A 511-nucleotide genomic window follows, 5' to 3' on the forward strand; every position below is an offset into this window, starting at 1 on the left:
ACGTCATTACGCGCACGTGGACTGTCCTGGCCACGCCGACTACATCAAGAACATGATCACGGGTGCGGCGCAGATGGACGGTGCGATATTGGTGGTGGCGGCCGATGACGGTCCGATGCCCCAGACGCGGGAGCACATTTTGCTGGCGCGTCAGGTGGGTGTGCCGCGTATTGTGGTGTTTTTGAACAAGTGCGACATGGTCGACGACGAGGAGCTGATCGAGCTGGTGGAGTTGGAGTTGCGGGAGCTTTTGAGCAAGTACGAGTTTCCGGGCGACGACACGCCGATTGTTCGCGGCAGCGCGCTCAAGGCGCTGGAGTCGGATGATCCGGACAGCGCGGAGGCCAAGTGCATATTCGAGTTGATGGATGCGATCGACTCGTTCATTCCGGAGCCGGAGCGTGACATCGACAAGCCGTTTTTGATGCCCATCGAGGATGTGTTCAGTATCTCGGGTCGCGGCACGGTGGTCACGGGTCGTGTGGAGCGCGGTATTGTCAAGGTGGGCGAG

The 511-nt window shown here is 60.1% G+C and carries 1 protein-coding gene; it reads left to right on the forward strand.

The features are described from left to right. Positions 1-511, forward strand: a 511-nt coding sequence (locus tag MRX98_RS21910; protein WP_246915340.1) for a GTP-binding protein, incomplete at both ends; no start/stop codon positions are given.

This window comes from Desulfatitalea alkaliphila, from assembly GCF_022968795.1.
In the GTDB taxonomy this organism is placed as follows: Bacteria; Desulfobacterota; Desulfobacteria; order Desulfobacterales; family Desulfosarcinaceae; genus Desulfatitalea; species Desulfatitalea alkaliphila.